Genomic DNA, 25664 nt, shown 5'->3' on the forward strand with positions numbered 1-25664 from the left:
CGGTGAAACGGGTGGGGGCGAATGTTTGCTGCCGGGGATGCGTGCGGGCCAAAGGCCGGAGGCAACGCAAAGGTGGCCGCGCGCAGGACACGCACGGCCGAGGTGAGCGCGGCTAGCGCTCGGAGTGGCTGCTGTGGCGGAACAGGCCCGGCACCAGGCGCAGCAAGGTCTCGCGGTCGTCGCCCTGGGTGTGGTTCAGGGCGTGGGTCGGGCCGTGCAGGAATTTGCGGGTGAGCGCGCCGGAGAGGGCTTCAAGCACGGCTTCCGGGTCGTCGCCGCGCGCCAGCATGCGGCGCGCGCGTTCCAGCTCGGCCTGGCGCATGGCCTCGCCTTGCGCCTGCAGGTCGCGGATGACCGGCACCACACTGCGGGTTTCCAGCCAGTGCATGAAATTCTGCACGCGGCTCTCGATAATGGCTTCCGCCTGGGCCACGGCGGCCTGGCGCATGGCATTGCCCTCGCGCACGATGGCGCCGAGGTCATCCACGGTGTACAGGAAGACGTCATCCAGGCGTGCGACTTCGGGCTCCACGTCGCGCGGCACGGCCAGGTCCACCATCATGATGGGGCGGTGGCGGCGCAGCTTGACGGCGCGCTCCACCGCGCCCAGCCCGATGATGGGCAGGGAACTGGCGGTGCACGACACCACGATGTCGAACTCATGCAGGCGCGCGCCCAGGTCCGACAGGCGGATGGCCTCGGTCGTCAGGCCCTGGCCGGCCAGTTGCTCGGCCAGCCGTTCGCCGCGCTCGACCGTGCGGTTGGCCACCACGATTTGGCGCGGCGTTTGGGCTGCAAAGTGCGTGGCGCACAGCTCGATCATCTCGCCCGCGCCGATAAACAGCACGCGCTGGGTGGAGACGCTTTCAAAAATCCGCTGGGCCAGGCGCACCGCGGCGGCGGCCATGGACACCGAATGCGCGCCGATCTCGGTCTGGCCGCGGACTTCCTTGGCCACCGCGAACGTGCGCTGGAACAACTGGTTCAGGTAGGTGCCAAGCGCGCCGGCTTCACCGGCGGTGCGTACCGCATCCTTCAACTGGCCCAGGATCTGGGTCTCGCCCAGCACCATCGAATCCAGCCCGCTGGCCACGCGGAACGCATGGCGCACGGCTTCGGACTGCGGCAACGCGTACAGGTGGGGAGCGAGCTCGCCGGCCGGCACGTTATGGTGCTGCGCCAGCCAGCGCAGCGTGTGCTCGAAGCCTTCCGAGCCCGATACCAGCACATCGGTGGCGCAGTAGATCTCGGTGCGGTTGCAAGTGGAAAGGATGGCGGCTTCGGTGCCGTTTTTGCCGGCCAGGTGGGTGCGCAAGGCGCCCAAGGCGGGTTTGATCTGCTCAAGCGGAAACGCCACTCGCTCGCGCAGCGAGACGGGCGCCGTGGTGTGATTGATACCGATCGCGAGCAGTTGCATGGTGGGGAGCATGTCTCTCTGGCCGGGCTCCGGGCAGCGGCTTTGCAGGCTGCAGCGCGGGAGTCAGGTGCAATCCGGGCATGAATTCAAGCGCGGATTCCGGCGCAAAGCGCCGCCGAACCGGGCTACATTATACCGCCCGGCGCGGATCTTGCCGGGGCACGGTCGGGTTTACCGTATTGTTACGGCCACGCGCGGCGCCTGGCGAGCCTAACCAGACAGCGCGCCAGATTCAGATAATCAGGAGAAAGTGATGTTGGGTACGCTGGTGGTAGGGGTGCTGGTTGGGCTGGCGGCCCGGTGGCTGCACCCTGTGGGCCGGGTCAGCCTGCTTGCGGCGGTGGTGTTCGGCGCACTGGGCGCGCTGGCCGCGTTTTACGGCGGCCAGGGGCTGCACTGGTTTGCCGACGGGCAGATGGCGGGTTGGTTCGCCGCCATCCTGGGCGCGGCTGTGCTGGTCGGAGTCGGGGGCGTGGCCAGGGGACGGTGAGATTGAATTAATACCCGCGGAGCCCGAATGCCGAATTAACCGCGCTGCTCCAAAAACCGTTGCAAAACCCCGCTGGAATAATGGCTGGCCACGTCCGTCAGGAACGCCGCAAAATCCACGTGCGCGGTATCGTCGGCCCGATCGGATACCGTGCGCATCACCGCATGCCGCACGCCATATTCATGGCAAACCTGCGCCACCGCGGCGCCTTCCATTTCCACTGCCAGCACGCCGGGCAAGCGCTCGCGCAACTCGGCCGCGGCGGCGGGCGAGCCGATGAACTGGTCGCCGCTGGCGATCATCCCCACATGCAGCCTGGGCGCGCTTACCCCGAAGCGGGCCTGCACATCGGCCGGCACCGAAGCCGGCAGGTCATCCCGCAGGTAGCCCGCCACGGCCTCGCGCAGCGCGGCGGTCAAGCCCGGATCGGTGGGGAATTCCGCGCGCTCCAGCAGCGGCACCTCATGCCGGGCAAAAAACGGCCGCGCGTCCAGGTCGTGCTGCAGCGTGCGGTCCGCCACCACCACATCCCCGACCCGGGTCTCGGCACCGATGCCGCCGGCCAGGCCGGTGAAGACGATCTCATCCACACCGAACTCGCGCACCAGCGTCACCGTGGTGGCCGCCGCCGCCACCTTGCCCATGCGCGCGAGCACCAGCACGCAGCGCTGGCCATGGAGGTGGCCGACGTGATAGTCGCGCATGCCGATGCGCTGCACGGTGGCGCGCGCGTCGTCGTGGCGCATGGCGGCGATCAGGCCGTCGACTTCATCGTGGATGGCGGCGAGGATACCTAGGGTCATGGCGGGGCGCGACTGGATGGGAAAAACGCACAGCATACCGGGCAGGGGCACGGCCGCAAAGCCTCGCCGCGAAGGGCGGCACCCCCGCTGTCCTCGCGCAAGGAAAGCTGCGCAGAGGGCGGCGCCTTTGCTACAGTGCACTGGCGTATCCATCACATAGGGCTCCTATGCAGCCAACCTCGATGCATGGCTTTCAAGACCGGCGGGCGACGCGCCAGGCGCTGGCGGACTGGCGAGAGCAGGGCGCGCTTGGCGCCGAAGGCGTCGCCAGCGCCTGGCCGGGCACCGAGCCCGACGCGGCCCAGTGGCGGGCCTGGCTCGACCGCACGTTGCTGATGCTGGGCGCGGCGCTGCTGTGCGCCGGCGTGATCGTGTTCTTCGCCTTCAACTGGCAGGACCTGCACAAGTTCGCCAAGTTCGGCCTGCTGGCCGGCGCGCTCACCCTGCTGGCAGGATTCGCCTGGCTGCGCCCGCCTGCCGACATGGCGGGGCTGGCGGCGCTCTGCGGCGCCCAGGTGGTGGCCGGCGTGCTGCTGGCCGTGATCGGGCAGGTGTACCAGACCGGCGCCGACGCCTGGCAGCTGTTTGCCCTGTGGGCACTGCTGGCGATCCCATGGGCGCTGGCGGCACGCGCGGCCCCGCACTGGTGGCTGGTGATCGTGCTGGCCAATGTGGCGCTGCTGCGGTATTTCAGCGTGCGTCTTGGCGTGGGCGCCATGTTCGACCTGCTGTTCGGCGCGGTCGGCGAGCGGGCCACCACGCTGTCGCTGGTGGCGGCCACGCTGGCGCAGCTGGCGCTGTGGTTCGCGCTGCGCGCACTGGCGCCGGGCTACGGCTTTCGCGGGCTGGCCGGCGCGCGCATCCTTGCCGCGCTGGCGTGCGCCTACGCGGGCTGGCTCGGCCTCGCCAGCATCGTCCACAACCGCTTCGACGCCGCCATGTTCGGCGTGGCCATGCTTACGCTTGGCGCGCTGCTGGCCTGGTTCCGGCTGCGGGCATTCGACTTGGTGGCGCTCAGCCTGGCCAGCTTCTCCGTCATCGTGCTGCTGGTGACCGGCATGGCCCGGCTGCTGCTGGAGGGTAACGGGGCCGGGTTCGGCGCCTTCCTGATCCTCGGGCTGCTGACCATCGGCCTGTCCGCCGCGGCCGCGGCATGGCTGCTGCGCGCCTATCGACACCACGGGCAGGCCCCGAGCGGCGCGCCCAACGGAGAGCCGGCATGACCAGCGATCGTCTCGCAGTACAAGCGCTGTGGCAGGACCTGGCCGCGCGCGGCCTGGTGCAAGGGCAGCCGCAGGCCGCGCAAGCGCGCACGCCCTGGGCCGTCAGGCTGCTGATGGGCCTGGCGGGCTGGCTCGGTGCGGTGTTCTTCCTCGTCTTCCTGCTCGGCTCGGTGTTTGTGGCCGCGCGCGACAACGCCACGGCAATGGCGTCCTGCGGCGCCGCCATGATCGCGCTGGCCGCGGTGCTGTACCGGCGCCGCGCGGCCGCCACCGCGCTCGAGCAATTCGCGCTGGCCGTCAGCCTCAGCGGCCAGGGCCTGCTCGTGTACGGCGCGAGCCAGGCCTACGGCGGCGCCCGCCTGCTCGATTCGGCCGCCTTCTGGGGCGCGCTGGCGCTGCTGGAGGCCGTGCTCTACGTGCTGGTCAGCAACCGGCTGCATCGCTTCCTGGCCGCGCTGGGCGTATGGACGGCGGTGGCGCTAGCGCTCCACCTGGCCATGACGCCCGGCTTGCGCCACGGCTGGCAAGCCATGAGCTTCTCGCTGGGCTGGCTCGCGCCACTCGCCATGACGCTGCTCACCGGCTTCGTGCTGGCGGAGGGGCGGCTCTGCGCCGCCGGGCTGCACAACTGGATCGAGCCCGCCGCCGACGCCACGCTGCTGTTCGCGCTTGGCGCCGCACTGGTGGTGACCGGGCTCAGCCAGCCCGGCGCACTGTGGTTCGACGCCGACACCGGACGCCAGGCCGGCAACTACTGGCTGGCCGGCGCCTTGTTCGGCGCGGTGCTCGCGGCCTTTGTCCTTGCCGAAGCAGGCCGGCTGCGGTTAAGCCCGATGGTGCGGGGCATGGCGTTGGCCGGCGCCGTGCTCTTCAGCATCCTGCTTGCCGGCGCGCCGGCGGTAGTCGCCGCCGCCGTCGCGCTTGGCCTGGCATTGCGCCGCGGCTCGCTGCCGTGGCTGGGCCTGGCCGTCGCCGCGCTCGGCAGCGGCTTCGTCTGGTACTACAGCGCACTGCACTGGACGCTGCTGATCAAGTCCGTCACGCTCGCCGGCGCCGGCATCGCCGTGCTGCTGCTGCGCATGGCGCTGCATCGCGACGGCGCAAGGAGACAAGCATGAAACGCTGGATACTGTTGGCATGGGTGCTCACGCTCGGGCTCGCCGCCTTAGCCATCACCGGCAAGGAACGGCTGCTGGCGCACGGCGACATCGTCTACCTGCGCCTGGCGCCAGTCGATCCGCGCTCGCTCATGCAAGGCGACTACATGGCCCTTAACTTCGCCATCGCCGATGCCATCCGCGAGGCGCTCCGCCAGCAAGGCATCGAGCCCGCGCGCGAGCAAGTCGCCGTGATCCGCCGCGATGCACGCGGCGAAGCCACGCTGGTGCGCCTGCACACGGGCGAGGCCCTGGCTGAGGGTGAGCAACTGCTGCGCTTCCAGACCGTGCCGTCGCGCTGGGGCGGCGTGCAGGCGCAGGTGTCCACCGATGCGTACTTCTTCCAGGAAGGGCAGGCGGCGCGGTTCGAGAAGGCACGCTATGGCGAGTTCCGCGTGGGGCCGGATGGGCAGGCGCTGCTGGTGGGGTTGCGGGGGAGGGATCTGGAGGCGTTGTGAGTGGAGTGGCTTGGTTGCCGTCGGCATGCCGCTGTGCGCCAACCATGTCTGGATCGGCTGGAACGTCAGAGCCGATTCACGTTGCTGCGTCACTGCAAATTCAACTGCCTAACTTCAAAAGCAACTGCTTAACGTCAAAAGCTCAAAAGCTCAAAGTCAAAGGCAGTTTCACCTCCCCCGCGGGGAGGCGACCTACTTTCTTGTCTCTCGCCAAGAAAGTAGGCAAAGAAGGCGACCCGGATGCGGCGAAAGACTCCTCGTCGCATAACGGGAGATTCAAACCTTCACGGCTCGCTTCGCATCGCGCTTTGGTGATTTCCGCCTGGGCGACGGAAATCACGGCTACACCGAGTGATGCTTTGACTCTCCCGCTGGTTGGCTCCCTCTCCCACTTGTGGGAGAGGGGCCGGGGAGAGGGCGGGCGCTGGCTACGCCGCTGTCCTTGCGCCTGTTTAATTCCAATGACATTTGTTGGATTTACCTTGCAAATATTCCAGTAGTCTCTAGTTCACCAGGGGGTGAGCCTGCGATGGGCCTGGCAAGTCCGGGACTCGGTGGCCCCCAAGCTTTGTACATCCAACCAAAGGGGGTGTTGGATGTGTCCCCGGCGGTCGATAACAAATTCGGTATCCGGATTTCCGTGGCCGCTTCCAAGCGCGCGGAAATCTTTTGCTTCATGACCCGCGACTAGTAGGAGAAATCTTAGTGAAAAAAGCGACCGCAATCCCTCTGGTAGGGGCAACGGTGTTGCTCGCCATGCTCGGCGGGTGCGCCACGGAGACATCGACCGCCCTGCCGGTGCAGAAGGTGGAGAGCGCCAGCCGTTCCTATGCCGGCGTGCGGACCCCGATTGCCGTTGGCAAGTTCGATAACCGTTCGAGCTATATGCGAGGCGTGTTCTCCGATGGTGTCGACCGGCTGGGCGGCCAGGCCAAGACCGTGCTGATCACGCATTTGCAGCAGACCAACCGCTTCAACGTGCTTGATCGCGACAACATGGAAGAGATCAAGCGCGAAGCCGCGATCAAGAGCCAGGCACAGCGCCTGAAGGGCGCCGACTACGTCGTCACTGGCGACGTGACCGAATTCGGGCGCAAGGAAGTTGGCGACCAGCAACTCTTTGGCATTCTCGGCCGAGGCAAGTCGCAGGTCGCCTACGCCAAGGTCGCGCTCAACGTGGTCAACATCGCCACCTCCGAGGTCGTCTTCTCCGCCCAGGGCGCTGGCGAGTACGCGCTGTCCACGCGGGAGGTCGTCGGCTTTGGCGGCACGTCTAGCTACGACTCCACGCTCAACGGCAAGGTGCTCGACCTGGCCATGCGCGAGGCCGTCACCAGCCTGATCACCGGCATCGAAAGCGGCGCGTGGAAGCCGGGCAATCCGTAATGCGGGTTTGTTGAAGAGGAGAAGAAGTGAAAAAGCAAAAGATGTATCGGCCATGGCGCCCAGCTGCGCTGGCCTTGACGGGAACCATTCTGCTGGCGGGCTGCACGGCGCCCAAGACCCTGTATCAGTGGGAAAGTTACCAGCCGCAGGTCTATGAGTACTTCAAGGGTGAGCCGAAGCAGGCGCAGATCGAAGCGCTCGAGCGCGACATGCAGAAAATCACGGCCGCAGGCGCTACGCCGCCACCGGGCTACCACGCCCACCTGGGCTTGCTGTATGCCGGCATCGGCAAGGACGACCAGATGGCGCAGGAATTCCAGACCGAGAAGACCTTGTTCCCCGAGTCGGCAGCTTACGTCGATTTCCTGATGAAGAACGTCAAGCGGGGAGAGGAAAAGAAATGATGTCTCTATTCAAACGGCTATTCGCCGCCGCGGCGGTCGCCGTGCTTGCAGCCGGCTGCGCTGCGCCCCGGCAGAACGTCGACTACAGCGCCTTCAAGGAAAGCCGCCCGCGCTCGATCGTGGTACTGCCGCCCCTGAATGAATCGCCCGATGTGAAGGCGACCTACAGCATGCTGTCCCAGGTCACCTATCCCCTCGCCGAATCCGGCTACTACGTGCTGCCCGTCACGCTCGTGGACGAGACGTTCAAGCAGAACGGCATGACCACCGCCGGCGACATCCACCAGGTCCCGCCGGCCAAGCTGCGCGAGATCTTCGGTGCCGACGCCGCGCTCTATATCACCGTATCGAAATACGGCACGTCGTACATGGTCATCAGCAGTGCGACCGTCGTCACCGCCAGCGCCAGGCTGGTCGACCTGAAGACCGGGGCCACCCTGTGGAGCGGCAGCGCATCGGCCTCCAACAACGAAGGCAACAACAATGCCGGCGGCGGGCTGATCGGCGCGCTGATCACGGCAGCGGTCAAGCAGGTGTTGAACAGTGTCACCGAAGCCGGCCATCCCGTGGCGGGGGTGACAAGCGCGCGGCTGTTGTCGGCCGGGCGTCCGGGCAGCATCTTGTATGGGCCGCGCAATCCCAGGTACGGGACGGATTGAGGGTGTTGGTGCTTGCGTGAGAGCGGTTGGCGTGAGCTGCCGCTTGTGTCTGGGAAGCCCCGCGGGTTGTGGCCTGGCGGGGCTTTTTGTTGGGTGGGTGGCGCGGCGACGGCGCCTATCGCTGCAGTCCTAGAGCTTGACTTGTTCGAACTGCCCTTTGCCTGAGAAGTTGAAGGGAAGCCTGAAGGCGGCACCGCCTTTGATACCTTCAGATTGCTCGATGATCCGTGGCCACCACCGCACCAGATTGTGCGCAATGTCCCAGAACCTATGGTTTGACCAGCTTTTGTCGAGAAAGAAGGCAATCAGCCCCGCACGGCGCAATGCCTCTCGCTCGAGGCCCTTGTTCAGCTTGTCGTGCGTGATGACCGCCCATCCACCTTCTTGCGAGAGAGCGTCGATCCAGGCTGCATCCGTTGTGTCTTGTGGGAAGCGGTCTCGCAAAGGAGCAACGGAGTGCCCGTATGGTTCGGAAAGCGAGTGGAGTGCCCGTGCCAGCGCCGGAGAGAGATTGTTGTCAGCGAAGAACTTCACGCTACCAGGCGTTCTTCAAAGGCGACTGCTGCCTCCACCGAGGCAACAGGCACTTCATACAACCTGGCAACAAGCTGCTTGTCGCCTTCAGCCTGGAATGCCTCGGCGAGGATCGAAGTTCTGATGGCGCCATCGGTGACAATGGGCTTGCCGAAGGCGATTTCAGGATCCAATACCACGGCTTTGCTGCGCAGCGTCGGGTACCAACGTGCAGCGGCATCGTCCGCACCGAATTCGATGCCACGATACAAAGAGGGCTCGATGATCTTCTGAAACGCGTACTGGCTTTTCACCAAGTCCAGCAGCTCAGTCTCACCAGATTCCTGTATTGTCGACGCGAAGATCGTGCGGCCGTCCGTCTGAAACCGGCGGGAGGTAAAGGGATGCGGCAGGGCAAAAAGCTCGCGTGCCTTGCGGCTGGCCAAGCGAATCGTTTGCAGGCTGACGCCGTGCTGGCGAAACGCTCGGACGAATCGGGCTTCCAGCAAATCATGAAAACTGATGCCATCCACGTCCGCTTCCGCCAGTTCGGACTCCCAAAGTGGAGCAACCGGAACCGCACGCCGGGTCGTCTTGTCCCGATATGCATAGCCGTCTAGCCAGCGCCGCAGGTCGCGCACGGGGATGCCGGTGAGCCTCGCAGCTTCATGGAAGGTGTAAAGGCCAATGCCAGTCAACTTCATCATTGCCCTTCCTTCCATCGTAGTGTCCTGCCAGCTGAATGCCGGCGACGAATCCGGATATTTTAGCGACTTAGTGGACCTGCTGTTGTCATGTTTTCGTTAACACTCTCCAGTGCATGACTCGCGTAAGTCTATCGGGGAGGAGCCCCAAGCTTTGTTTGCGGGTCTTCGTGGAGTCGGCAGTCGATGCCTCAGGAAAGCGCAAGATCATCGCGGCCAGCGCTATACTAGATGAGTCGCTGCAACCACAGCGACCGGGATTGGCGTCCCGAAAACGTAGGCGGATAGCCGCCGCCAGGCGGTTTTTCCGTCGTGCCTTCGCACGTCCCTATGGGCGGGCCTGGGCGGGGAGCCTTCGGGCTCGCCGGTTCCTACGTTCTGGTACGCCAACCCTGCCTTGCGCCCGCCCACCCCGATTGGCGTCGGGGAGCGGAGTTGAAACCGCAACGTAGGAGGCATCTGCATGCCCCAGTTTTCGCTCGCCCATTTAGGGCAATCTGCATTTCCCAAAACTCCTCTCGTCTGTCAGCGCGAGCGCGCATCCCAGCGGAGGGCATCCAATGTGTAAGCACCCGCACTACAACATCAGCGCCGAGCAGACCGGCCGCGATATCTTCGTGACCGCGCACGCTGCATCCGAAAGCCCGCTTAGCCTCGCCGCTGAAAAGGCTGCCCAGCTCAACGCGCTGCTGTCGGTCGCCATCGAGAACGCTGCCGGCGGCACATTGGCCAATCTGACTGAAGAGACTCAGGGCCATCTGCTCTCGCTGGCGGCCGTGCTTGCGAAGGAGACGCTGGTGTTGAGCGAACTCGCGGTCCTGCGGGACCTTGAGGGGGACGCGTGATGGGTGATCCGATGGCGGGCTTCCACGAGCGGGCTGCGTCAGCAGTCTCGTGAAATAAGGAGCCCCGCAGGCGTTTGGTCGCCCCGGGGCTTCCGTTTGTTTTCGTGCGCATGGATTCTCACCCTGCCGGCGAGCCATCCCGCCTATTTGGCCAATTCGCGCGGAAGTGGCGGTCCCGAGTCGCTACACTGGGCGAAGCCAAGCCTTGATCGAGCCGATCAGCCCGGCAATCTGCAAGTTCTCCGTCTCGGCTTGTTCTCAAAGGGTGCTCATGTCGGGCACAACCCCGCATCGCGCAAGCGGCGCAACAGGGCGCCGCGCTTGGCGTGGGAAGCCAGGAGTTGCCGCAGCGCGATCTCGAATGCTTCAGTGCTTGACGTGAGCGCATAGCCGTCCGCCAGCTCTGACAGCGCCTTCGTTGCCTCGTCATAGGCCGACGCCGTGCCCCTCTGCACCTGCGCATCAATGGCTACCCAGCGCTTGTCCACATCGTTCATCACCAGCCTCAGTTGCATTTCGCGTTTTCGGCGGCGTGCGGCCTCCTGCTTGGCTTGCGCCTTCGCTTCGCGCTTCAGGCGCGCAATGCTGGCCGCTTCGGCGAGTTCCCGCAGATGGCCAAGGGTGCGCTGCGCCGAGGAAGACGGTGAAACGCGCTGTGCTTTCAGCCAGGCCGCATGACGTAGCCGCACCTGGCGTTCGGCCTGGTGTACCAGCCCTTGGGCGAGCAACTTCATCACGGCAGTCATTTCCTCTCGCTGCCATTCGTCTAGCCACGCGTCGATGCGATCATCCTGCTCGGCGTCGCCCGGCGAAACGTCAGCACTCGCTGCCGCGGCGGCGGCCAGCAGGTCGGGGTCGATCTCCAGGAATTCGACGAGCGCCTCCTGCGGCGGCGACAGTGTCGCCAGGCCGGGTGGCACCTCCGGCTCCAGCGCGTCGTCCTCAAGGTCAGGGGATCCGGCCAGCCAGCCCAGGTAAAGCGGGCGCAGGTCGCCGCGCATCAGCTCGGCGCGCAGGGGGCCAGGCGCTGCATCCAGCCGCTACCGTCTTCCATGTCGAAACGGTCATACTCTTCGCTGTCGTTGTGCGACCAGCCAAAGATCCAGTGCTCTCCGTTTGCCTCAACGGTCGAGGCATGCCGGATAGTGAAAGGCTTCAGTTCCGCCTTGCCAAACGTGGAGAGCGGTACGCGCAGCGCCAGCCGGCAGCTGCGCCAGTTGGCCGTGTAGACGAAGACGTCGAAATACTGCCGCATCCAGTCAGCCGGATCGGCCTTCAGGTCGCCCCACTCATAGTGATTGACGAACCCCGTGGGGCTGATCTGGGCACGCGTGGAGACGGTGCGCAACTGCGCCATCTCGGCGCGAGTCAGCGGCCGGTCGATGGCCGCGAATTCGTAGTATTGGTATTCGCTCATGCTGATTGGATCAAATAGGGATCAGTCTACTTTGCGCTTGCGCGCAGGATTCCCTCCTGAGACGCACTGGGGCTGAATAACTCCTGATCGATGAAGCGGCCGTGGCTGCGCATCACCGGCGCGCAGCACGGCTGCGCACAGTTCCCGGTCATCGTGGGTCAGTGGGCGGAAGAAGTGTTCGCGAGGCGGGGTGAAGAACAGCATGAGCAGATCGCATCCTATAGCCAGTTTTCAATGTTGCTGTGCTCGGGTTCATGATCAGGGCGGGCCCGGGTCCCCAAGGTGCGGGACGGAATCAGCCCTCCGCGAGCGGCGGTTGCTCAAGGGAGTCATGCGCGGCCGGAAACAAAAGCTCCCGCGGGCGTCCGGTCGTGCGAGGGCACTTTCTTAATAATGGTAACGGCAAGCGACGATGTTGATCCGGTCCTCGATCACGTCATAGACGAGGCGATTGGTGTCATCAATGCGCCGTGACCAGAAACCTGTGAAATTGCCCACCAGCGGTTCGGGCTTCCCGATTCCCTCGAACGGCGTGCGTTGCGCATCTTTGATCAACTTGCTGATGCGTTTGAGGGTCTTGCGATCCTGGCCTTGCCAGTAGAGGTAATCTTCCCAGGCATCGGGCGTGAAGAGCGCGGGCCGGCTCACTCATCTTCCTCGGGCCGGGGACGCTCAATGGCCTGCCCGCGCTGGAGTTGCCCGATGGAGCGGGCCAGCCGTGCTGCGTTGGCAGGCGAACGCAGCAGGTGCAGCGTTTCTATCAGGCTGTCGTAGTGCTCCTGCGACATGATGACGGCGTTGGGTGCGTCGCGGCGGGTGATCAGGATCGCGTCCGCGTCGTCGATGGTTTGGTCGATCACAGCTTTGAGATTGTTGCGTGCATCGGAGAAATGTACAGTGCGCATGGTCACTCCAACTTGTACAATTACACGTACAAGTATAGCTTGCGTTAATGACTGAAACCAGCGCCCGTAAGTCAACCAGCTTCCAAGAAACCCCGCCGCATGCACGTCTTGCGGGCCCTTCGTCGCCTGCCGGACCCAGCCAGCGGCGCTCGCCGCGAAAGGCACGAACAGACTGGTCGTCGTCATTGGCGAGATGGGCCCGGCGGCCTTGCCGTGCCGGAATTGCCCAATGGAATCGGCGCTCATTATTGGAGTATTCGAAAACACATCGATCCTTGCGTTGTTCCCAATCTCCTCTTGTCCTTGACATTCGTATCCAATTGGATACGATTGGAGGCCATGACCACGCTCAACCGCACAGCTGAATTCAGCGCTTGGCTCCTGGCTCTTCAGGATCTGAAGGCCAGGGCCAAGATCCTTACACGTCTCAAGCGGGCCGAACAAGGCAACTTTGGCGATTCGGAGCCGATCGGCGAGGGCCTGTCGGAGATGCGGATCGATTTGGCCCTGGCTATCGCATCTATTACGGCCGTGAAGGCGCTGTGGCCTACCTGCTCATTTCGGGTGGCGATAAGTCGACTCAGAAAGCCGACATCAAGCGAGCTAAGGAAATGTGGAAAACGATCAAGAAGGAGTCATCATGAATAAGGTCGAAGTCGCACGCTTCGATGCCTCGGACTATCTCGACAGCGAGGAAATGATCTCCGAGTACCTGAATGCAGCCCTGGAGGAGGGTGACACTGCAGTGCTTATCTCCGCTATTGCGGACATCGCCAAGGCGCGTGGCATGACCAGAGTGGCGGCCGACTCCGGCCTTGGCCGCGAGAGTCTTTACAAGGCACTCGCTCCGGGTGCCAAGCCGCGTTTCGACACCATCATGAAGCTCCTGCATGCTCTCGGCGTGAAGCTTACGACTTTGCCGGACGCCGGCACTCACGCATAGCAGACCGACGCCTCAAAAACAAAAAGCCCCGCAGGCACACATGCCTTGCGGGGCTTTTTGCCATCCGCCGAATCCAACCGGCAGACAGCAGATCAGGATCTTAGACGTTGAACAAGAAGTTCATCACGTCCCCATCCTTCACCACATACTCCTTCCCTTCCGCGCGCATCTTCCCGGCTTCCTTCGCGCCTTGCTCACCCTTGTAGGTAATGAAGTCCTCATAGGCGATGGTCTGGGCGCGGATGAAGCCGCGTTCGAAGTCGGTGTGGATCACGCCGGCCGCTTGCGGGGCGGTGTCGCCCACGTGGATGGTCCAGGCGCGGACTTCCTTCACGCCGGCGGTGAAGTAGGTCTGCAGGCCGAGCAGGGTGAAGCCGGCGCGGATCACGCGGTCCAGGCCGGGTTCTTCCATGCCGAGGTCGGCCAGGAATTCGGCCTTGTCGGCGTCGTCGAGGTCGGCGATCTCGGCTTCGATGGCGGCGCAGACGGCCACGACCGGCGACTTGGTCTTGGCGGCGTGGGCGCGCACGGCATCCAGGTGGGGATTGTTCTCGAAGCCGTCTTCACGCACGTTGGCCACGTACATGGTGGGCTTGGCGGTGATCAGGCACAGCGGCTTGATGGCGGCCCATTCTTCGTCGGACAGGTCGAGCGTGCGCACGGCCTTGGCTTCGTTGAGCACGGCCTGGGCCTTGTCCAGCACGGCCACCAGGCGCAGCGCTTCCTTGTCGCCGGCGCGGGCGGGCTTAATGTAGCGGGCGTGGGCTTTTTCGACGGTGGAGAGGTCGGCCAGCGCCAGTTCGGTGTTGATCACCTCGATGTCGGACAGCGGGTCGACCCGGCCGGAGACGTGGATCACGTTTTCGTCTTCGAAGCAGCGCACCACGTGGGTGATGGCGTCGGTTTCGCGGATGTTGGCCAGGAACTGGTTGCCCAGGCCTTCACCCTTGGACGCACCCGCCACCAGGCCGGCGATGTCGACGAATTCGACCACGGCCGGCAGGATGCGCTCGGGCTTGACGATCTCGGCCAGCTTGGCGAGCCTCGCATCCGGCACTTCCACCACGCCCACATTGGGCTCGATGGTGCAGAACGGATAGTTCTCGGCGGCGATGCCGGCCTTGGTCAGGGCGTTGAACAGCGTGGACTTGCCGACGTTGGGCAGGCCGACGATGCCGCATTTGAGGCTCATGGTAAACCTTTAAAAATCAATGGGTTGCGGTTCACCCTGGGTGCGTCCGGCGCGCTCTGGCAGCGCAGCGGTGAAGGACGCAGAGGGGGAAAGCTCAGCACGAGACAAGACAGCCAAAGCGGGGCGATGCTCACCGGTTTTGTGCTGGAATTGCCATCGGAAAGATGGCTATTGTAACCGCGCCGGAGGTTGCGCTGAACTGGGCGCGAGGGCGCACCAAAGCCGTCATGCCGGGGTGGCTATAATCCACGCATGACTCGTCCATCTCCCTCCCATTTCCAGGTTGCCGTGGTTGGCGGCGGCATCGTCGGCAAGGCTTGCGCGTTGCTGCTGGCCCAGCAGGGCATGCAGGTGGCGCTGGTTGCGCCGCGCTTGCCTGCATCCGCTGCTACGCCGGATCCTGGCCAGTGGGACAGCCGTATCTACGCCTTCTCGGCGAGCTCGCAAGCCTTGCTGGAGCAGTTGCGCGTATGGGAGGCGCTGGACCCTGCGCGGATGCAGCCGGTGTGCGACATGCGTGTCTTCGGCGATGCAAGCGCCGCACAGGCGGATGCCTCGGGCGCCGGTGATCTCCATTTCTCGGCCTACGCGGCCACCGTTGCGCAACTGGCGTGGATCATCGAATCCGGCCATGTGGAGCGCGTGCTCGATACCGCGCTGCGCTTCCAGCACCAGGTGCACTGGCATGACGATACCGCCGCCGCGTTCGCGCGCGACCATGACGGCGTGACGCTGACCCTGGCCGGCGGCGGCAAGGTGCGCGCGGCTTGCGTGGTGGGCGCCGATGGCGCGCGCTCGTGGGTGCGCGAGCAATGCCATATTCCTGTCACCAAGCGGCACTATCGCCAGCTTGGCGTGGTGGCCAACTTTGAATGCGAGTTGCCGCACCAGGACACGGCCTGGCAGTGGTTCCTGGGCACGCCGCCCAAGCTGATGGCTGACGAGGAGCCGGCCAACGGCGAGATCCTGGCGTTGCTGCCATTGCCGGGACGGCGCGTGTCGATGGTGTGGTCGGCTGACGATGCCCACGCGAGCGATCTGCTGGCGCTGTCGCCCGAGGCGCTGGCCGACACCGTGATGCAGGCCGCCAGCGGCGCCGTGGGGCGCCAGTTTGGCGCGCTGCGCTGCGTGACGCCGGCCCAGGGCTTCCCCTGGTGCTGCAGCGCGCCGATCAGTTTGTGCAGCCGCACGTGGCGCTGGTGGGCGACGCCGCCCATGTGGTGCACCCCTTGGCAGGTCAGGGCATGAACCTCGGTTTGCGCGATGTCGCGGAACTTGGCCGCGTAATGGCCGACAAAGAGTCTTTCCGCGCAGAAGGCGACTTGCGCTTGCTGCGACGCTACGAGCGGGCGCGCGCCACCGATCTGTTGTCGCTGACGGCGGCTACCGATGGCCTGCATCGGCTGTTTTCCTTGCCTGGCGGTGTGGCGCGCACGGTGCGCAATACCGGCATGCGGGTCGTGGGTGGCCAGTCGCTGCTCAAGCGTTTTCTTATCGGCCGCGCGCTGGGCTGAACCCCGCCCACGCGAACCGAATCACCCGAATTACTGGAGTCATCATGTTGCAATTCCTGCGCCGCCGTCCCGCCTTGTCCGCCACCATCGTCGGCGGCATCGCGGCTGCCGGCTTCGCGCTGCACGCCATGGCGGCGGGCGAGCCCGGCACCGACCGCATCAAGGAATCGATGCAAAAGATGCTGGGCGGGCGCGCTGAAGTGAAGAGCGTGGCCAAGACTCCCGTGCCCGGCCTGTTCGAGGTCAATATCGGCGGGCAGGTGGTCTACACCGATGCTACCGGCCGCTACATCATCAACGGCGAGATGGTGGACTCCAAGACCGGCACCAACCTGACCGAGGAGCGGCTGGCCGACATCAACCGCATCAAGTGGTCGGACCTGCCGCTGGCGCGCGCGATCAAGTGGAGCAAGGGCGATGGCAGCCGCCAGGTGGCGGTGTTCTCCGACCCCAACTGCGGTTACTGCAAGCGCATCGAGCAGACGTTCCAGCAGATGGACAACATCACGGTCTACACCTTCCTGTACCCGGTGCTGTCGCCGGATTCGTCGGTGAAGGCCAAGCAGGTGTGGTGCGCGGCAGACCGCACCAAGGCCTGGCGCGACTGGATGATCAGCCACGTGGCGCTGACCGGCAACGGCAGCTGCAAGACGCCGGTGGAAGACAACCTGGCGCTCGGCCAGAGCCTGAACATCACCGGCACCCCGGCCGTGTTCTTCATGGACGGCACCCGCATTCCCGGCGCTGCCGACGCCGCCACGCTCGAGCGCAAGCTCGCCAGCCTGAAGAAGTAAGCACATCGCGCCGGAGGCCTTCCCGGTGCTGCGTGCCGGAGCCGACCGGTCGTCTTTGATCACAGATCCAAAGGAGACTCCATGACGTTCCAGGCATTGCTGCTGACCCAGGCCGACGGCGCCACCCACGCCGCCGTTACCGCGCTCGAAGAATCCAGCCTGCCCGCCGAGGGCGATGTGCTGGTGGCCGTCGACTACTCCACCATCAATTTCAAGGACGGGCTGGCTATTACCGGCCGCTCGCCGGTGGTGCGCAAGTGGCCGATGGTGGCTGGCATCGACGGTGCCGGCACGGTGCTGGAATCCACCCATGCGCGCTGGAAGGCCGGGGACAAGGTCGTGCTCAACGGCTATGGCGTGGGCGAGACGCACTGGGGCTGCCTGGCGCAGCGCGCCCGCCTCAAGGGCGACTGGCTGGTGGCGCTGCCGGACGCGTTCACCACGCAGCAGGCCATGGCCATCGGCACCGCCGGCTATACCGCCATGCTGTCGGTGCTCGCGCTGGAGCGCGCGGGCGTCAAGCCGGCCGATGGCGAGGTGCTGGTGACCGGGGCCTCGGGCGGCGTGGGCTCGGTGGCCATCGCCATCCTGTCAAAGCTGGGCTATCGCGTGGTGGCCTCCACCGGCAAGACGGCCGAGGCGGATTTCCTCAAGGCGCTGGGCGCGGCCGAGGTGATCGACCGCACGGAACTAGGCAAGCCCAACAAACCGATGCAGAAGGAGCGCTGGGCCGCGGTGGTGGATTCGGTGGGCTCGCACACACTGGTCAATGCCTGCGCGCAGGTGCGTTACGGCGGCGCGGTAACGGCGTGCGGGCTGGCGCAAGGGCTGGATTTCCCGGCCTCGGTGGCGCCCTTCATCCTACGTGGCATTACGCTCTATGGCATCGATAGCGTGATGGCGCCGATGGCCCTGCGCGAGCAGGCCTGGCAGCGGCTGTCGCAGGACCTGGTGCCGGATCGCCTGCGCGCCATCACTCGCGAGATCGGCTTGTCGGAGGCGATCGAGGCCGGGCGCAAGATCGTCGACGGCGGCATGCGCGGCCGCGTGGTGGTGAACGTCAACGCCTGAGCCGGCGCGGGGTCGGGCCCGGGCATGGCGCTACAATCACGCTCATGAAGCCGATCCATTACGCCATTGCCCCGCTTCAACCGGAAGCGCACCTGTTCGCCGTCACCGTCACGGTAGACGCCCCCATCCCGCCGGCCAGCTGTTCTACCTGCCGGCGTGGATTCCCGGCAGCTACATGATCCGCGACTTCGCACGCAATATCGTGCGCATCCGCGCGGATGCCGGCGGCAAGCCGGTGGCACTGGCCAAGCTGGACAAGCAGAGCTGGCAGGCGGCACCGGTGGACGGGCCGCTTACGCTCAGCTATGAGGTCTACGCCTGGGACCTGTCCGTGCGCGCCGCGCACCTGGACGCCACGCACGGCTTCTTCAACGGCAGCTCGGTCTTCCTCTGCGCCGAAGGGCAGGAAGACCAGCCTTGCACGGTCGACATCCATGCACCCGACGGCGAGGCCTATGCCGGCTGGCGTGTCGCCACGGCCATGCGCGAGGCGCCAGGCCGCGGTGGTGCCAAGCGCTACGGCTTCGGCCGCTACCAGGTGGCAGACTACGACGAGCTGGTCGATCACCCCGTCGAGATGGGCAACTTCACCATGGGCAGCTTCCGCGCCTGTGGCGCCCAGCACGACGTGGTGTTCACGGGCAATGTGCCGCAACTCGATCTGGAGCGCGTGTGCCGCGACCTGAAGCAGATCTGTGAAGCGCAGATCCGCCTGTTCGAACCCAAGACCGAGGCCGCGCCCTTCCTCGACAGCAACCGCCGCTACGTGTTCATGACCATGGTCACGACCGATGGCTACGGCGGCCTGGAGCATCGCGCCAGCACCGCGCTGATGTGCGCGCGCGCCGACCTGCCGGCGCGCGGCAAGGAGGAGGCCACCGAGGGCTATCGCACTTTCCTCGGGCTGTGCAGCCACGAGTATTTCCATACCTGGAACGTCAAGCGCATCAAGCCCGCGGCGTTCGTGCCGTACCGGCTGCGCGAGGAAACCTACACGCCGCTGCTGTGGCTGTTCGAGGGTTTCACCAGCTATTACGATGACCTGATGCTGGTGCGCAGCGGCCGCATCACCGAGAAGCAGTACGTGGAGCTGCTGGCCAAGACCTGGAACGGCGTGCTGCGCGGCAACGGCCGCACCAAGCAGAGCGTGGCCGACAGCTCCTTCGATGCCTGGACCAAGTACTACCGCCAGGACGAAAACGCACCCAACGCCATCGTCAGCTATTACACCAAGGGCTCGCTGGTGGCGCTGGCACTGGATCTCACCATCCGCACCAAGACCCGCAACCGCCGCTCGCTCGACGACATCATGCGCGCGCTGTGGCAGCGCTATGGCAGCGGCTTCTACGCGCTGGGCGCGCAGCAGCGTGGCGTGACCGAGGCCGAGGTGCATGCCTTGTTCGACGAGGTCAGCGGCCTGCGCCTGGGCGCGCTGCTGCGCTCGCTCACCGAAGGCACCGGCGAGCTGCAGCTCGCCGCGCTCCTCAAGCCCTTCGGCATCAAGGCGGTGCCGGCCAAGCCGGAGCGCAACGCCGCGCTCGGCATCAAGACCAAGAACGAGGATGGCTGGGTGCGCGTGACCCAGGTGCTCGACGGCGGCGCGGCCCAGGGGGCCGGGATCTCGGCGGGAGACCTGCTGGCCGCGGTGGATGGCCTGCGCGTGGCCCCGGGCCAGCTCGATAAATTGCTGGCGCGCTACCGTACCGGCGATAGCGCCGAGTGCCATGTGTTCCGTCGCGATGAACTGCACGTGCTGCCGCTGACCTTCGCGCGCGAGCCGGCCGTGCAGTACACCGTGACGGCCGAAGGCGGCCGCCAGGCCATGCGCGCGCGCTGGCTGGGCCGGTAGGCCAACAGGCCAGCAGGGAACACAGGACCTACGCAGCCACATGCAATACGCGCACGACGCCCGCACCTTCGTTTATTCGCATTACGTGGCTCGCGGCCTGCGTTCCGCGACCGGGGTGATCGGCGCCACGCTGATCGCCCTGCAGTTCGCAGACCTGCCCACCGCCATGGTGGTCTCGATGGGCGCGCTGTGCACCAGCCTGATGGACCTGCCCAGCCCGTTCAACCACAAGTTCAACGAGATGCTGGCCAGCGTGCTGCTGTGCACGGCGGTGACCTTGCTGGTGGCCATGGCCACGCCGTTCCCGCGCGTGATGCCACTGGTGCTGGTGCTGGTGACCTTCATGGCCGGCATGATGACGGTGTACGGCAACAAGACCTTGCCATTGCAGTTCTCGGCCTTGTTCGTCATGACGCTCACCATCAACGAGGATTTCGTGGTGCGGCGCGCGCTCGAGCATTCCTTGCTGTTCGGCATCGGCGCGGTGGCGTACATGGCCTACGCGATGGTGGTGAGCTGGGCCACGCAGCGGCGCACCAAGCAGCAGGTGCTGGCCGAGGCGTTGTATGAGATGGCGGGCTACCTCGAGATCAAGGCGGGCTTCTACGATGCCGGCTACGACTACGAGGCGCAGTTCAACCAACTGGTGCGCCAGCAGATCGTGGTGGCCGAGCGCCAGCAGGCCGCGCGGGACCTGGTGCTGCGCGGCAACCGCACTCCGCACGACGGGCTGCTGGTGCAGGTTCACATGCGCATGCTGGACCTGTACGAGTACATTCTCTCCACCAATACCGATTACCCGCTGCTGCGCCAGACCTTTGCCGGCACGCCGGTGCTGGATCACTTGCGCCGGCTGGTGCAGCTGATGTGCGAGGACGTGGAGGGGATCGCCTACGACATCACGCGCGGCCGGCCCTCCTACGCTTCCGTTGAGTACCGGCAGGAGCTGCGCGCCGTCGAGCACGAGATCGCGCAGCTGCGCCATCACCACATCAACGCGGCGGCAATGACGGCGGTCGCGGAGACGCTCGACATGATCAAGGGCGCCATCGTGCTGGTGGAACAGTTGCACGAGGCGTCGCGCACGCCGGTGGAGCCCAGCAAGGTGCTGCCCGGGCCCGACATGACGCCATTCCTGACGCGCCAGCGCTACGAGCTCAAGGTGCTGCGCGACAACCTGAACTGGAAGTCGCCGGCGTTCCGCTATGCGCTGCGCATCACCATGGCGGTGGGCGCGGGCCTGTGGATCGCCGATCATCTGCCTTATGTCTCGCACAGTTACTGGATCCTGCTGACCATCATCGTCATCCTGAAGCCCAACTTCAGCATGACCAAGCAGCGCTACAACGATCGCCTGATCGGCACGCTGATCGGCTGCGTGATCGCGGTAGGCGTGCTCAAGGTCGTGCACCAGCCGCTGATCCTGCTTGGCGTGCTGTTTCTGGCGCTGGTGGCCAGCACGGCGTTCTCCACCATCAAGTACCGATATACCGCTGTCGCCGCCTGCGTGCAGGTGCTGATCCAGATCAACCTGCTGATGCCGGGTAGCCCCACTGTCGCCGGCGAGCGGCTGATCGATACGGTGATCGGCGGGCTGATCGCCTCGGTGTTCAGCTTCGTGCTGCCCAGCTGGGAATACCGCGCGCTGCCTGCGCTGGTGGAGAACGTGCTGCAGGCCAACCGCCGCTACATCGCCGCCACGCGCGACCTGCTGCTGCGCGTGGCCAAGGACGATTTCGCCTACCGGGTGCAGCGCAAGCAGTTCATGGACAGCCTGTCGGCGCTGATCGGGGCGTTCCAGCGCATGCTCGACGAGCCCAAGAGCCGGCATCGTGCGGTGGACAACCTGAACCGCTTTATCGTGCAGAACTACCTGGTGGCCGCACACGTGGCCGCGGCGCGCATCCAGGTGCGCGAGCACTATGGCGAGCTGGACCTGCCGGCCGCCGAAGCCGCCATCCGCCAGGCCACCGATGCCGCGGCCAACAGCTTGCAGCTGGCGAACGAACGGCTGGCCGAGGACGATCGTGCCGGTGGACGGGGGCGGGTTTCATTCGCGCGGTGAAGGATCCAGCGAAGGGGAAGGCGCAGGCGAAAGCGCCGGTGAAAGCCACGGAGACAGCGGACCTGGCGAACGATAGCGTGGATGCCAAGGGGGCGGCCGGCGCTGGTGTTGCCGAGCTGGCCGATGTTGCCGTTGCGTCCGCGGCGTCCGCGGCGTCCGCGGCGTCCACGGCGTCCACGGCGTCCACGGTGTCTGCTGCGTCCAATGCGCAGGCCGTGCGCGCCGCCGATGCCGCGATCGCCACGGAAGCGCTCATCGCGCCGCCCGCGGCCGAAGACGCCAGCGAGCGTCGCGCTCGCCTGGCCGATTCGGCCGACCGCCGCCGCGCCGACGTGCTGGTGCAGGCCGCGGCCTCGGGCGAGCTGACCCGGGCTGCCAGCGAAGCCGGCGGCACCGCCAGCACGGCGAGCTCCACCGGGCGCACCGCCAATGCCATCCTGGAGCGCCGCCTGCGCGCGCTGCGCGAGGACACCGCCAAGATCGCCCTGCGTACCGGCGCGATCGGCCGGGCCATGCGCGAGCGCTAGGAACCTAGGAAACCAGAACGCCGGGCCGCGCCAATCAGGACTGCGTGCCCGCGCCCGGCGCCGGCTGCTCCTCGCGGGGCAGCGTCAGCATGCCGCTGTTGTAGCTGTATTCGTACACCTCGCCATAGCGGCCCCATTCGATCGCAAGGGTCAGCACGCGCTCGGCTTCGTCCGGCTTGAGGAAGGCTTCGAGCTCGCGCAGCGCATGTTCCTCGCGGATCTCTCCGTCCTCCGACTGCTCAAGCTCGCGGCGGATATGCGCGGCCAATGCCACGTGCTGCAGCAACTGCTTGCCGAACAGCACCTTGCGCTCGGGCGGTTCCGTCTCGTAGTACGCGCGGCCCAGGCCGGTGGCGCTGATGTCGCCGCGCTCGATGGTGGCCAGCTGCAGCAGGTGCAGCGCTTCGCAGGCCGGGAGCAGGTCATCGTCGGTGAGCCCGGCCTCCTCGGCCAGGTGCGGCAGGTCGGCCCGGCCGAAAAAGGGCGCTTCGCACAGCAGGTCGAGAATGGCTTCCATCTGGCTGATGTCGGCATCCGGCAGGCGGTAGCCGATATCGCTCGCGGCCGCCAGCGCGGTGACGCGCGGGCCCATCGCGGCGGGCGACGTCATCAGCGTGTAGACCTCGTCGATCAGCCCGCGCACCTGGGAAGAGTCGCGGTTGCGCGGGCGCGGGAATGGAATCTTCACCTCGGCGCGGATGCGGCCGGGATCGCTCGACAGGATCACGATGCGGTCGGCCATCATCACCGCCTCCTCGATATTGTGCGAGACGATCAGGATGCACTTGATATTGGTGCGGCCGTCTTCCCACAGGTCGAGCATTTCGTCGCGCAGGGTCTCGCCGGTCAGCACGTCGAGCGCGGAGAAGGCCTCGTCCATCAGCAGCAGGTCGGGCTCGGTCACCAGCGCGCGGGCAATGCCCACGCGCTGGCGCATGCCGCCGGAGAGCTCGCGCGGCAGCGCGCTGTTGAAGCCCGACAGCCCGATCATGTCGATCGCCGCCTCGGCCCGGCGCGCGCGTTCTTCCTTGTGCACGCCCTGGGCTTCCAGCCCGAGCTCCACGTTTTGCTGCACGGTGAGCCAGGGAAACAGCGCGAACGACTGGAACACCATGGCGATGCCTTCGGCGGTGCCGTGCAGCGCCTGCCCGCGAAAGCGCACCTCGCCGCGATCGGCGCCGACCAGCCCGGCCATGATGCGCAGCAGGGTGGACTTGCCCGAGCCGGACTTGCCCAGCATGGCGACGATCTCGCCGCGCTTGAGGGTCAGGTCCACGCCCTCGAGCACGGCGCGGTCGGAGCGGTCCGCGGTGCGGAAGATTTTCGAGACGCCGCGTAGTTCGACTACGGATTCGGCTGCGTCTGCGGTGGGGCTTGCCATGATGGAATTCCGTTCAGATTCAGGGCTTCAAATGGGCGGCTTCTTGGCGGCGTATGGGCGGCTCAAAGACGCGTGCGTTCTTGCGCGAGCAGGTAGAGGCGGTTCCACAGCAGGCGGTTGAAGCCCACCACGAACACCGCCATCACGCCGATGCCCAGCGCGATGCGGGGAAGTCGCCCTTCGAGGTCATCTCCGCGATATAGCTGCCAAGGCCGGTGGCAACCAGCGTGCGGTCGCCCCAGGTGACGTATTCGGACACGATACTCGCATTCCACGAGCCGCCGGCCGCGGTCACCAGGCCGGTCAGCAGGCTGGGAAACACCGCAGGGACCAGGAAGCGTTTCCACAGCAGCCAGCCGCGCAGGCCAAAATTGCGCGCGGCCAGCTTGAGTTCGGTGGGGATGCCGGAAGCGCCGGCAATCACATTGAACAGGATGTACCACTGCGTGCCGAAAATCATCAGTGGGCTGAGCCAGATCTCCGGGTTCAGCCCGAAGCGCACGATCAGCATCACCACCAGCGGGAACATCAGGTTGGCCGGGAAGGCGGCCAGGAACTGCGCCACCGGCTGGGCGATGCGCGCCACCTTGGGGTTCAGGCCGATGCGGATGCCGATGGGTACCCAGATCACCGCGGCCAGCGCGATCAGCACGATCACCCGCACCATGGTCAGCGTGCCCAGCCACAGCACATGGCCCACCTCCGCCCAGCCCACCTCGGTGCGCACGAAGTGCATCACGCGATACAGGGCCAGCATGGCAATCACGATGATGATGACATTGCCGGCGCGTTCGATCCACATTGCGCGCCGGCTATCGTTGGCCTTCGGCGCTACCGCCTTGCGCCCGGATCCCCAGGCCAGCGTGCGCTCGGCCAGCGCTGCCGTGCGGCCCAGCAGCACGCGTACCCATTCCGAGCGGCGCAGCAGGTTGAGCAGCCACGATTGCGGCTCGGTTTCCTGCGCCATGATCTCGAAGCGGAAGCGGTCGGCCCAGGCAATCAGCGGCCGGAACAGCAACTGGTCATAAAGCACGATGCCGATCAGCATGGCCAGGATGGCCCAGCCGATCGCCGCCAGGTTCTGCTGCTGGATCGCCAGCGAGATATAGGAGCCGATGCCCGGCAGCCGGATGTCGTTGCCAGACACTGAGATGGCCTCGGACGCGACCACGAAAAACCAGCCGCCGGACATCGACATCATCATGTTCCATAGCAGGCCCGGCATGGCGAAAGGCACTTCGAGGCGCCAGAACTTCTGCCACGGCGAGAGCCGGAACATGGCTGCCGCTTCCACCAGGTCGGTCGGGATGGTGCGGATCGACTGGTACAGGCTGAACGCCATGTTCCAGGCCTGCGAGGTGAAGATGGCGAAGATGGCGGCGCATTCCACCCCGACCAGGCTCCCGGGGAACAGGGCGATGAAGCCTGTCACCGTAATCGACAGGAAGCCCAGCACCGGGATCGACTGCAGGATGTCGAGCGCCGGCACCATCACTTTCTCGGCGGTGCGGTTCTTGGAGGCGAGCGCCGCGAAGGCGAAGGAGAACAGCAGCGAGGCGCCCAGCGCAATCATCATGCGGATGCTGGTGCGCATGAGATAGTAGGGCAGATAGGCGATGTCCAGGTGCACGTCCAGCGGCTCGCCGGGCTGGTAGGGCACGTTCATCTGGCGGGCGGCAAAGGCCACCAGCACGATCACCGCCAGGATGATGGGCAGCAGCGCCAGGTCGAAGCGGTTCGGCGGCGCGGTCAGCAGCTGGCTGGCGTAGCCACGGGAAGTGACCGAGCTGGCCTGGTCGTGTTCGGCTTGCTGCATTATCTTGGCAGTGGAAACGTTGGCTGCGGTTGCCGGACGGGGCCGGGCGGTCCGGGGGCCTGGATGAATCGGATCGGCGGTGGCCGGCCAGGGCGTGGGCGCCTTGCGCTGCGCTGGCTCGGGTTATTTCG

General features: G+C 65.8%; 23 protein-coding genes and 4 pseudogenes. 16 read left to right on the top strand and 11 right to left on the bottom strand.

The window, feature by feature from the left end:
• Positions 1 to 112 precede the first annotated feature (112 nt).
• Entirely contained in the window at positions 113 to 1417 is a 1305-nt protein-coding gene (gene hemA, locus OMK73_RS29365) for a glutamyl-tRNA reductase (RefSeq protein ID WP_267605128.1), read from the bottom strand.
• Positions 1418 to 1670: 253 nt separating this feature from the next.
• On the opposite strand from hemA, the gene OMK73_RS29370 reads away from it, so the two are divergent.
• The gene (locus OMK73_RS29370) at positions 1671 to 1907 is read left to right on the top strand and encodes a hypothetical protein (RefSeq protein WP_267605129.1); all 237 of its coding nucleotides are present in this window, start codon (positions 1671 to 1673) and stop codon (positions 1905 to 1907) included.
• A 35-nt stretch (positions 1908 to 1942) separates the two neighbouring features.
• Here OMK73_RS29370 and OMK73_RS29375 read toward each other — a convergent pair whose 3' ends face one another.
• Positions 1943 to 2710 (bottom strand): 5'-methylthioadenosine/adenosylhomocysteine nucleosidase, encoded by a 768-nt coding sequence (locus OMK73_RS29375; RefSeq protein WP_267605130.1) that lies wholly within the window; start codon positions 2708 to 2710, stop codon positions 1943 to 1945.
• Positions 2711 to 2892: 182 nt separating this feature from the next.
• On the opposite strand from OMK73_RS29375, the gene OMK73_RS29380 reads away from it, so the two are divergent.
• The 6 genes from OMK73_RS29380 to OMK73_RS29405 all read left to right on the top strand — a co-directional run bounded on the left by OMK73_RS29380 (position 2893) and on the right by OMK73_RS29405 (position 7997).
• Positions 2893 to 3933 (top strand): DUF2157 domain-containing protein, encoded by a 1041-nt coding sequence (locus tag OMK73_RS29380; RefSeq protein WP_267605131.1) that lies wholly within the window; start codon positions 2893 to 2895, stop codon positions 3931 to 3933.
• Positions 3930 to 5051 carry a DUF4401 domain-containing protein gene (locus OMK73_RS29385; protein ID WP_267605132.1) on the top strand — a complete coding sequence of 374 codons (1122 nt, stop codon included), beginning with the start codon at positions 3930 to 3932 and terminating at the stop codon, positions 5049 to 5051. The genes OMK73_RS29380 and OMK73_RS29385 overlap by 4 nt, the downstream gene beginning before the upstream one ends.
• Entirely contained in the window at positions 5048 to 5548 is a 501-nt protein-coding gene (locus OMK73_RS29390) for a GDYXXLXY domain-containing protein (RefSeq protein ID WP_267605133.1), read from the top strand. Before OMK73_RS29385 ends, OMK73_RS29390 begins: the two co-directional genes overlap by 4 nt.
• A gap of 756 nt (positions 5549 to 6304) precedes the next feature.
• Complete coding sequence (locus OMK73_RS29395) at positions 6305 to 6934, top strand: CsgG/HfaB family protein (protein WP_267606560.1); 630 nt, start codon at positions 6305 to 6307, stop codon at positions 6932 to 6934.
• A 41-nt stretch (positions 6935 to 6975) separates the two neighbouring features.
• The gene (locus tag OMK73_RS29400; protein WP_267606561.1) at positions 6976 to 7338 is read left to right on the top strand and encodes a DUF4810 domain-containing protein; all 363 of its coding nucleotides are present in this window, start codon (positions 6976 to 6978) and stop codon (positions 7336 to 7338) included.
• Complete coding sequence (locus tag OMK73_RS29405; RefSeq protein WP_267605134.1) at positions 7335 to 7997, top strand: DUF799 domain-containing protein; 663 nt, start codon at positions 7335 to 7337, stop codon at positions 7995 to 7997. The genes OMK73_RS29400 and OMK73_RS29405 overlap by 4 nt, the downstream gene beginning before the upstream one ends.
• Before the next feature lie 129 nt (positions 7998 to 8126).
• Here the strand turns inward: OMK73_RS29405 and OMK73_RS29410 are convergent, their stop codons facing one another.
• Positions 8127 to 8531 (bottom strand): hypothetical protein, encoded by a 405-nt coding sequence (locus tag OMK73_RS29410; RefSeq protein ID WP_267605135.1) that lies wholly within the window; start codon positions 8529 to 8531, stop codon positions 8127 to 8129.
• The gene (locus tag OMK73_RS29415) at positions 8528 to 9217 is read right to left on the bottom strand and encodes a DUF433 domain-containing protein (protein WP_267605136.1); all 690 of its coding nucleotides are present in this window, start codon (positions 9215 to 9217) and stop codon (positions 8528 to 8530) included. The genes OMK73_RS29410 and OMK73_RS29415 overlap by 4 nt, the downstream gene beginning before the upstream one ends.
• 557 nt (positions 9218 to 9774) lie before the next feature.
• Here OMK73_RS29415 and OMK73_RS29420 point away from each other — a divergent pair.
• Complete coding sequence (locus tag OMK73_RS29420) at positions 9775 to 10059, top strand: hypothetical protein (protein WP_267605137.1); 285 nt, start codon at positions 9775 to 9777, stop codon at positions 10057 to 10059.
• A 269-nt stretch (positions 10060 to 10328) separates the two neighbouring features.
• Here OMK73_RS29420 and OMK73_RS29425 read toward each other — a convergent pair whose 3' ends face one another.
• Together OMK73_RS29425 and OMK73_RS29430 are read right to left on the bottom strand one after the other, a co-directional pair.
• Positions 10329 to 11060: a hypothetical protein gene (locus OMK73_RS29425; protein ID WP_267605138.1), complete on the bottom strand. Its 732-nt coding sequence runs from the start codon at positions 11058 to 11060 to the stop codon at positions 10329 to 10331.
• Complete coding sequence (locus OMK73_RS29430; RefSeq protein WP_267605139.1) at positions 11060 to 11476, bottom strand: hypothetical protein; 417 nt, start codon at positions 11474 to 11476, stop codon at positions 11060 to 11062. The genes OMK73_RS29425 and OMK73_RS29430 overlap by 1 nt, the downstream gene beginning before the upstream one ends.
• A gap of 90 nt (positions 11477 to 11566) precedes the next feature.
• Here OMK73_RS29430 and OMK73_RS29435 point away from each other — a divergent pair, with 90 nt between their 5' ends.
• Positions 11567 to 11734: a hypothetical protein gene (locus tag OMK73_RS29435; RefSeq protein WP_267605140.1), complete on the top strand. Its 168-nt coding sequence runs from the start codon at positions 11567 to 11569 to the stop codon at positions 11732 to 11734.
• 129 nt (positions 11735 to 11863) lie between these two features.
• On the opposite strand, the gene OMK73_RS29440 is transcribed toward OMK73_RS29435, so the two are convergent.
• On the bottom strand, positions 11864 to 12124 hold the full coding sequence (locus OMK73_RS29440; protein ID WP_267605141.1) for a Txe/YoeB family addiction module toxin: 261 nt from the start codon (positions 12122 to 12124) through the stop codon (positions 11864 to 11866).
• Positions 12121 to 12381, bottom strand: coding sequence for a type II toxin-antitoxin system Phd/YefM family antitoxin (locus OMK73_RS29445; protein WP_267606562.1), 261 nt, complete (start codon positions 12379 to 12381; stop codon positions 12121 to 12123). Before OMK73_RS29445 ends, OMK73_RS29440 begins: the two co-directional genes overlap by 4 nt.
• Before the next feature lie 339 nt (positions 12382 to 12720).
• Between OMK73_RS29445 and OMK73_RS29450 the strand changes: the two genes are divergently transcribed.
• Positions 12721 to 13029 (top strand): hypothetical protein, encoded by a 309-nt coding sequence (locus tag OMK73_RS29450; RefSeq protein ID WP_324291776.1) that lies wholly within the window; start codon positions 12721 to 12723, stop codon positions 13027 to 13029.
• A complete protein-coding gene (locus OMK73_RS29455; protein WP_267605142.1) occupies positions 13022 to 13324 on the top strand; it encodes an addiction module antidote protein in 303 nt (100 codons plus the stop codon). Before OMK73_RS29450 ends, OMK73_RS29455 begins: the two co-directional genes overlap by 8 nt.
• A 100-nt stretch (positions 13325 to 13424) precedes the next feature.
• Here the strand turns inward: OMK73_RS29455 and ychF are convergent, their stop codons facing one another.
• Entirely contained in the window at positions 13425 to 14516 is a 1092-nt protein-coding gene (gene ychF, locus OMK73_RS29460) for a redox-regulated ATPase YchF (RefSeq protein ID WP_267605143.1), read from the bottom strand.
• Between the two features lie 252 nt (positions 14517 to 14768).
• On the opposite strand from ychF, the pseudogene OMK73_RS29465 reads away from it, so the two are divergent.
• The 5 genes and pseudogenes from OMK73_RS29465 (at position 14769) to OMK73_RS29485 (ending at position 22336) form a co-directional block, all read left to right on the top strand.
• Positions 14769 to 16030: pseudogene (locus OMK73_RS29465) on the top strand (UbiH/UbiF family hydroxylase).
• Between the two features lie 44 nt (positions 16031 to 16074).
• The gene (locus OMK73_RS29470; protein WP_267605144.1) at positions 16075 to 16824 is read left to right on the top strand and encodes a DsbC family protein; all 750 of its coding nucleotides are present in this window, start codon (positions 16075 to 16077) and stop codon (positions 16822 to 16824) included.
• Positions 16825 to 16905: 81 nt separating this feature from the next.
• Entirely contained in the window at positions 16906 to 17895 is a 990-nt protein-coding gene (locus OMK73_RS29475; protein ID WP_267605145.1) for an MDR family oxidoreductase, read from the top strand.
• A gap of 44 nt (positions 17896 to 17939) precedes the next feature.
• Positions 17940 to 19744 (top strand): annotated as a pseudogene (locus tag OMK73_RS29480) (M61 family metallopeptidase).
• Between the two features lie 40 nt (positions 19745 to 19784).
• A pseudogene (locus OMK73_RS29485) lies at positions 19785 to 22336 on the top strand (FUSC family protein).
• A gap of 34 nt (positions 22337 to 22370) precedes the next feature.
• Here OMK73_RS29485 and OMK73_RS29495 read toward each other — a convergent pair.
• Both OMK73_RS29495 and OMK73_RS29500 read right to left on the bottom strand, forming a co-directional pair.
• A complete protein-coding gene (locus OMK73_RS29495; RefSeq protein ID WP_267605148.1) occupies positions 22371 to 23717 on the bottom strand; it encodes a nitrate/sulfonate/bicarbonate ABC transporter ATP-binding protein in 1347 nt (448 codons plus the stop codon).
• Between the two features lie 62 nt (positions 23718 to 23779).
• Positions 23780 to 25533 (bottom strand): annotated as a pseudogene (locus tag OMK73_RS29500) (ABC transporter permease).
• Positions 25534 to 25664: the final 131 nt, after the last annotated feature.

It is taken from the genome of Cupriavidus sp. D39, assembly GCF_026627925.1.
In the GTDB taxonomy this organism is placed as follows: Bacteria; Pseudomonadota; Gammaproteobacteria; order Burkholderiales; family Burkholderiaceae; genus Cupriavidus; species Cupriavidus ulmosensis.

What these genes read in the sequence shown, in the direction of transcription:
- OMK73_RS29370 (WP_267605129.1), top strand. Translation starts at nt 1,671, where the DNA reads ATGTTGGGTACGCTGGTGGTAGGGGTGCTGGTTGGGCTGGCGGCCCGG.
- OMK73_RS29470 (WP_267605144.1), top strand. Translation starts at nt 16,075, where the DNA reads ATGTTGCAATTCCTGCGCCGCCGTCCCGCCTTGTCCGCCACCATCGTC.
- OMK73_RS29450 (WP_324291776.1), top strand. Translation starts at nt 12,721, where the DNA reads ATGACCACGCTCAACCGCACAGCTGAATTCAGCGCTTGGCTCCTGGCT.
- OMK73_RS29430 (WP_267605139.1), bottom strand. Translation starts at nt 11,476, where the DNA reads ATGAGCGAATACCAATACTACGAATTCGCGGCCATCGACCGGCCGCTG.
- OMK73_RS29405 (WP_267605134.1), top strand. Translation starts at nt 7,335, where the DNA reads ATGATGTCTCTATTCAAACGGCTATTCGCCGCCGCGGCGGTCGCCGTG.
- OMK73_RS29420 (WP_267605137.1), top strand. Translation starts at nt 9,775, where the DNA reads ATGTGTAAGCACCCGCACTACAACATCAGCGCCGAGCAGACCGGCCGC.
- OMK73_RS29390 (WP_267605133.1), top strand. Translation starts at nt 5,048, where the DNA reads ATGAAACGCTGGATACTGTTGGCATGGGTGCTCACGCTCGGGCTCGCC.
- OMK73_RS29445 (WP_267606562.1), bottom strand. Translation starts at nt 12,381, where the DNA reads ATGCGCACTGTACATTTCTCCGATGCACGCAACAATCTCAAAGCTGTG.
- OMK73_RS29395 (WP_267606560.1), top strand. Translation starts at nt 6,305, where the DNA reads ATGCTCGGCGGGTGCGCCACGGAGACATCGACCGCCCTGCCGGTGCAG.
- OMK73_RS29425 (WP_267605138.1), bottom strand. Translation starts at nt 11,060, where the DNA reads ATGCGCGGCGACCTGCGCCCGCTTTACCTGGGCTGGCTGGCCGGATCC.
- OMK73_RS29400 (WP_267606561.1), top strand. Translation starts at nt 6,976, where the DNA reads ATGTATCGGCCATGGCGCCCAGCTGCGCTGGCCTTGACGGGAACCATT.
- OMK73_RS29375 (WP_267605130.1), bottom strand. Translation starts at nt 2,710, where the DNA reads ATGACCCTAGGTATCCTCGCCGCCATCCACGATGAAGTCGACGGCCTG.
- ychF (WP_267605143.1), bottom strand. Translation starts at nt 14,516, where the DNA reads ATGAGCCTCAAATGCGGCATCGTCGGCCTGCCCAACGTCGGCAAGTCC.
- OMK73_RS29380 (WP_267605131.1), top strand. Translation starts at nt 2,893, where the DNA reads ATGCATGGCTTTCAAGACCGGCGGGCGACGCGCCAGGCGCTGGCGGAC.
- OMK73_RS29475 (WP_267605145.1), top strand. Translation starts at nt 16,906, where the DNA reads ATGACGTTCCAGGCATTGCTGCTGACCCAGGCCGACGGCGCCACCCAC.
- OMK73_RS29455 (WP_267605142.1), top strand. Translation starts at nt 13,022, where the DNA reads ATGAATAAGGTCGAAGTCGCACGCTTCGATGCCTCGGACTATCTCGAC.
- OMK73_RS29415 (WP_267605136.1), bottom strand. Translation starts at nt 9,217, where the DNA reads ATGATGAAGTTGACTGGCATTGGCCTTTACACCTTCCATGAAGCTGCG.
- hemA (WP_267605128.1), bottom strand. Translation starts at nt 1,417, where the DNA reads ATGCAACTGCTCGCGATCGGTATCAATCACACCACGGCGCCCGTCTCG.
- OMK73_RS29435 (WP_267605140.1), top strand. Translation starts at nt 11,567, where the DNA reads ATGAAGCGGCCGTGGCTGCGCATCACCGGCGCGCAGCACGGCTGCGCA.
- OMK73_RS29385 (WP_267605132.1), top strand. Translation starts at nt 3,930, where the DNA reads ATGACCAGCGATCGTCTCGCAGTACAAGCGCTGTGGCAGGACCTGGCC.
- OMK73_RS29495 (WP_267605148.1), bottom strand. Translation starts at nt 23,717, where the DNA reads ATGGCAAGCCCCACCGCAGACGCAGCCGAATCCGTAGTCGAACTACGC.